This is a genomic window from Pseudomonas sp. GM24, assembly GCF_000282235.1.
Taxonomy (GTDB): Bacteria; Pseudomonadota; Gammaproteobacteria; order Pseudomonadales; family Pseudomonadaceae; genus Aquipseudomonas.
In genome coordinates, this window is sequence record NZ_AKJR01000321.1 from 42 (window position 1) to 4990 (window position 4949).

Here is a 4949-nt window from a genome sequence, read left to right on the forward strand (position 1 = left end):
TTGTTTTTTAAAAGACAAGATCAAAAGATCGCAGCCTTCGGCAGCTCCTACATGGAATCCGTATGGCGATCAGACGGCGGCGTTGTAGAACTGCTCGCTGCTCTTCTGCTCCACCAGCGCCTGCTCGATCGCGGCCTGATGCACCTCGTCGGAATGCTCCTCGCGGGCTTCCGGCTGAATACCCAGACGCGCAAACAGTTGCATGTCCTTGTCCGCCTGCGGGTTGGCGGTGGTCAGCAACTTGTCGCCGTAGAAAATCGAGTTGGCCCCAGCAAAGAATGCGAGGGCCTGCATCTGCTCGTTCATCGCTTCGCGGCCGGCGGACAGGCGCACGTGGGATTGCGGCATGAGGATGCGCGCCACGGCGAGCATGCGGATGAAGTCGAACGGGTCGACGTCTTCGGCGTTTTCCAGTGGCGTACCGGCGACTTTCACCAGCATGTTGATCGGCACCGATTCCGGATGCTCCGGCAGGTTGGCCAACTGGATCAGCAGATTGGCGCGGTCATCCAGCGATTCACCCATACCGAGGATGCCGCCGGAGCAGATCTTCATTCCCGACTCACGCACGTAAGCCAGGGTCTGCAGACGCTCGCTGTAAGTACGGGTGGTGATGATGCTGCCGTAGAACTCGGGCGACGTGTCGAGGTTGTGGTTGTAGTAATCGAGACCGGCCTTGGCCAGTGCTTCGGTCTGGTCCTGGTCGAGACGGCCAAGAGTCATGCAGGTTTCCAGGCCCATGGCCTTTACGCCTTCAACCATTTTCAGCACGTACGGCATGTCTTTGGCCGACGGATGCTTCCACGCCGCGCCCATGCAAAAACGTGTCGAGCCGATTGCCTTGGCGCGTGCTGCCTCTTCGAGGACCTTCTGCACTTCCATCAGCTTTTCTTTTTCCAGGCCGGTGTTGTAGTGACCGGACTGCGGGCAGTACTTGCAGTCTTCCGGACAGGCACCGGTCTTGATCGACAGCAGGGTCGAAACCTGAACGCGGTTGGCGTTGAAATGTGCGCGGTGCACCGTTTGCGCCTGGAACAGCAAGTCGTTGAATGGCTGTACGAAGAGTGCTTTGACTTCGGCCAGAGACCAGTCGTGACGCAGGGTGGCGGTGGTGCTCGCGCTCATGGGTAGTTCCTTGGTTATGCTTGGCTGGCGGCTGCGGGAATGGAATACCCACAGGCGCGACACGGATGTTCGGCATATTTAAGGAAGAGTCATGCGCTGTCAACCACGATACGAAGGACCGGTTTACATCTGTTTAAATAATGTACAAACCTGCCTGCTTTGCGATGAGCCGGCAGAAGCAGAAATGCCAATTTGCGTGGCTTGCGAAACTGATCTGCCCTGGCTCGGCGACCACTGCCAGACCTGCGCCTTGCCACTCCTCGCCGCGGGCCTGACCTGCGGCGAGTGCCTGCTAGAGCCGCCGGCGTTCGAACAGGTGGTGGTGCCGTGGCAGTATGGCTTCCCCGTCGACAGTTTGATTACGCGCTTTAAACACAACGCAAAATGGCCGTTTGGCCACCTGCTCGCCGACGTTCTCGGGCAATACCTGCAACATCGCTTCGATGAGGGTTTGCCACGGCCTGATGCGTTGTTGCCGGTACCGCTGGCGAATAAACGCCTGCGTCAACGCGGGTTCAACCAGGCAGCTATGTTGGCGCGGTGGTTGAGTGAGTCGCTGGATCTGCCGTGTGAAGAAACGGTTCTGCGCCGAGTCAAGGACACCGATGCCCAGCAGTCGCTCGACGCCAAATCGCGTAAACGTAATCTGCGCAATGCCTTCGACCTCATGCCGGATGCGCAGGTAAAAAACCGACATCTCGCGCTGGTTGATGACGTATTGACCACCGGCGCTACCGCACAGGCTCTCGCCCGGTTGCTGATGAACGCTGGCGCCGCGCGGGTCGATGTCTATTGCCTGGCCCGCACGCCAAAGCCTGGAGGTTGAAGTCGACACAATCCCCCGTGGGAATGAGCCTGCTCGCGATAGCGTCATCATTGCCAACATTTATGCTGACTGATCCACCGCCATCGCGAACAGGCTCACTCCTACAATGGATTTGGGTTCGGCTTGACTCTCGCGTTGCGAGCGGCCAACTTCCTCCCCCACCGCCACAGCAAAAAAGCACCCCATCCATGTCTATGCCGTCCCTGTTGTCCCAGCACATCGTCCGCCGTCCGCAGCGCATCGCCTTGCTGCAACACATCGCCGAGCAGGGTTCGATCACCCGCGCCGCGAAGAGCGCAGGCCTGAGCTACAAGGCGGCGTGGGACGCCATCGATGAGTTGAACAACCTGGCGCAAAAACCATTGGTCGAGCGTGCCGTCGGTGGCAAGGGTGGCGGCGGCGCGAAACTGTCCAGCGAAGGCGAGCGCGTTTTGCGCCTGTATCAGAAGCTGCAAGCCTTGCAGGCCCAAGTGCTGGAAGCGGCGGAAGATGCCAGCGATCTGGATCTGCTCGGTCGTTTGATGCTCAGAACCAGCGCGCGCAACCAGTTGCACGGCAAAGTCGTGGCGATCGAAGCGCAGGGCCGCAATGACCTGATCCGCCTCGAACTGGCCGAAGGTCTGTGCCTCGACGCGCAGATCACCCACGACAGCACCGTGCATCTGGAGCTGCAAAGCGGTACCGAAGTGGTGGCGCTGATCAAGGCTGGCTGGCTGGAATTGCTCGGCACCGAGCAATCTGCAACGTCTGGTCACAATCTTCTGAAGGGCACTATCGAAGCGATTCTCGACGCCGAGGACGGCCCTAGCGAAGTACGGATTACCCTGCCCAACGGCCATACCCTCTGCGCCTTGGCTGAGCCGCTCGATTTGCGCACTCGCGGGCTGACCGTCGAGCAACCGGTGCAGGTGCAGTTTTCGCCGTCCAATGTGCTGATCGGCACGCCGCTGTAATCAGGCGCTGCAACGAAAGCGTCATCGACGCTCATTAAGGTAGCTGCCAAAACCAAGCAGGGAGCCTGATGTGAGCCTATTAGAAGAAAACCAATCCACTGATCTGGAAAAGATGGTCGGCCTCAGCCGTCGTGGTTTCATCGGCGCCGGTGCGCTGTGCGGCGCGGCGATGTTCCTCGGTGGCAGTCTGTTGAGCCGCAGCGCGCTGGCCACCGGCGTCAGCGCCGGCAACAGCCGCCTGCTCGGTTTCGAGAGCATTCCCGCTGCGACCACCGATGTCATCACGCTGCCCAAAGGCTACAAGTCTTCGGTGCTGATCAGTTGGGGCCAGCCATTGCAGAAAAACGGTCCGGCCTTCGACCCGAGCGGTAACGGCACCGCGGCCGCACAGGAAGTGCAGTTCGGCGACAACAACGACGGCATGAGCCTGTTCGCCTTCCCCGACGACCGCAACCGCGCGTTGATGGCGATCAACAACGAATACACCAACTACCGCTACCTCTACCCGCACGGCGGCATGCCGCAATCGGCCGAAGACGTGCGCAAGGCGCTGGCCTGCGAAGGCGTGTCGGTGATCGAAGTGCAGCGCAAGAACGGTCAGTGGCAGTTCGTCCAAGGCTCGCGCTACAACCGCCGCATTCACGGCAACTCGCCGCTGCGCATCAGCGGCCCGGCGGCCGGTCACGACTTGATGAAAACCGCCGCCGACAAACACGGCAAGAAAGTCCTCGGCACGTTCCAGAACTGCGCCAACGGCAAAACGCCGTGGGGCACTTACCTGACCTGCGAAGAAAACTTCACCGACTGCTTCGGCAGCAGCAACGCCCAGCAGCAGTTCGACCCGGCGCAGAAGCGCTACGGCGTCTCGGTCGCCAGCCGCGAGATCAACTGGCACCCGTACGACCCGCGCTTCGACATGGCGAAGAACCCCAACGAACTCAACCGACACGGCTGGGTGGTCGAGATCGATCCGTTCGATCCGCAATCGACCCCGGTCAAACGCACGGCACTGGGCCGCTTCAAACATGAAAACGCCGCCCTGGCCGAGACCGACGACGGTCGCGCCGTGGTGTACATGGGCGACGACGAGCGTGGCGAATTCATCTACAAATTCGTCAGCCGCGACCGCATCAACCACCGCAACGCCAAGGCCAACCGCGACATCCTCGACCACGGCACCTTGTACGTAGCGAAATTCGACAACGGCGACAGCAACCCCGATCACCCGAAAGGCCAGGGCCAGTGGATCGAGCTGACCCACGGCAAAAACGGCATCGACGCCAGCAGCGGCTTTGCCGATCAGGCTGAAGTGCTGATCCATGCGCGCCTTGCCGCCAGCGTGGTCGGCGCAACGCGCATGGACCGTCCGGAATGGATCGTCGTCAGCCCGAAGGACGGCCAGGTCTATTGCACCCTGACCAACAACGCCAAGCGCGGCGAGGACGGCCAACCAGTCGGTGGGCCGAACCCGCGTGAGAAAAACGTCTACGGGCAGATCCTGCGCTGGCGCACCGACCGTGACGATCACGCGTCGAAGTCGTTTGCCTGGGATCTGTTTGTGGTCGCCGGCAATCCGGGCGTACATGCCGGAACGCCGAAGGGTGGCTCGAAGAACATCACCCCGCAGAACATGTTCAACAGCCCGGATGGCTTGGGCTTCGACAAGGCCGGGCGCTTGTGGATTCTCACCGATGGCGACTCCAGTAACGCTGGGGACTTTGCCGGGATGGGCAATAACCAGATGCTTTGCGCCGATCCGAAGACCGGTGAAATTCGTCGGTTCATGGTCGGGCCGATTGGTTGTGAAGTGACGGGCATCAGCTTCTCGCCGGATCAGAAAACCCTGTTTGTCGGGATTCAGCATCCGGGGGAGAACGGTGGTTCGACCTTCCCTGAGCATTTGCCGAATGGCAAGCCGCGGTCTTCGGTGATGGCGATTACTCGCGAGGATGGTGGAATCGTCGGCGCCTGACAGGCCCTCATCGCGAGCAGGCTCACTTCTACATTTGGAATGCGTGCGTTCCCCTGTGGGAGTGAGCCTGCTC

The 4949-nt window shown here is 60.7% G+C and carries 4 protein-coding genes; 3 read left to right on the forward strand and 1 reads right to left on the reverse strand.

Going from position 1 to position 4949, the window contains the following annotated elements; all coding sequences use genetic code 11:
• Positions 1–69 precede the first annotated feature (69 nt).
• On the reverse strand, positions 70–1125 hold the full coding sequence (gene bioB / locus PMI23_RS27710; RefSeq protein WP_007910031.1) for a biotin synthase BioB: 1056 nt from the start codon (positions 1123–1125) through the stop codon (positions 70–72).
• Positions 1126–1216: 91 nt separating this feature from the next.
• On the opposite strand from bioB, the gene PMI23_RS27715 reads away from it, so the two are divergent.
• From PMI23_RS27715 to PMI23_RS27725, 3 genes are all read left to right on the forward strand, one after another.
• Positions 1217–1951, forward strand: coding sequence for a ComF family protein (locus PMI23_RS27715; RefSeq protein ID WP_007910029.1), 735 nt, complete (start codon positions 1217–1219; stop codon positions 1949–1951).
• A gap of 188 nt (positions 1952–2139) precedes the next feature.
• Positions 2140–2904, forward strand: a complete 765-nt coding sequence (locus PMI23_RS27720; protein ID WP_007910027.1) for a TOBE domain-containing protein — start codon at positions 2140–2142, stop codon at positions 2902–2904.
• Between the two features lie 70 nt (positions 2905–2974).
• Positions 2975–4876, forward strand: a complete 1902-nt coding sequence (locus tag PMI23_RS27725) for a PhoX family protein (RefSeq protein WP_007910026.1) — start codon at positions 2975–2977, stop codon at positions 4874–4876.
• The last annotated feature ends 73 nt before the right edge of the window (positions 4877–4949 follow it).